Source organism: Frankia sp. CcCS3 (assembly GCF_977927575.1).
Genome location: NZ_CDWRCL010000309.1, coordinates 1 through 748, shown reverse-complemented (window position 1 = coordinate 748; position 748 = coordinate 1). Strand labels below are relative to the sequence as shown.

The 748-nt window shown below is 65.6% G+C and carries 1 protein-coding gene; it reads right to left on the bottom strand.

Translation table 11 applies throughout. The features are described 5' to 3' along the window. Nucleotides 1-748, bottom strand: a 748-nt coding sequence (locus AC08OQ_RS18405; protein ID WP_476612250.1) for an ISAzo13 family transposase, incomplete at both ends; no start/stop codon positions are given.

Sequence of the window (748 nt, the reverse complement as noted above, 5' to 3'; positions counted from 1 at the left end):
CCACGGTCTCGTAGGTCGCGAGCGGCCGGCCGCGCCAGGTGACGCTGATATAGGAAAACAGCCTGTGCTCAATTTTGTTCCACTTCGAGGTCGCTGGCGGGAAATGACAGACCCTGATCTCCAGGCCGGTCCTGGCGGCGAGCCTCGCGAGCTCTCGCTTCCACAACCAGACCGTGTTCCCGTTCGACCCGCCGCAGTCGGCGGTAATCATGAGGCGTCTGGCATCCGGGTACTTCTCCCGGCCCATCTCGTCCCACCACCTGGCGATGGTCGCGACCGCGAACTGCGCCGTGTCGCTGGTGACCCCGACCGAGACCCACGCGGAATTGTCGGCAAGGTCGTAGACGCCGTAGGGAATGGCCTTCCCGTCTGCGAGGTAGGGAAAGTCGTAGGCGTTCACCTCGACCGGTTCGCCCTTGCGGTGCCACTCCCTGCCGCCCTGGTGGAACGGCCCGACCAGCTCCTTCTTCTTCGTGTCCACGCTGATCACCGGGTCTCCGGCCGCCAGGAACGCCGCCGCGGTGGCACTGATGTGGCGGAACTGGGCGTCACGGTCCGGATGCCCACGCCCCTCGTGCCTTTTGCGCGTTCCCTGGAGGCTGTACCCGATCGACTTCAGAATCTCGGCCACCACGGCATGACTGGCCGGATGCCCCATCCCGGTCAGCTCAAGGGCAAGCTTCCGAGTCGATTTCGTCGTCCACCGCAACGGCGTCATCGGATCCCCGCGGCTTTCCGGCTCGACCAG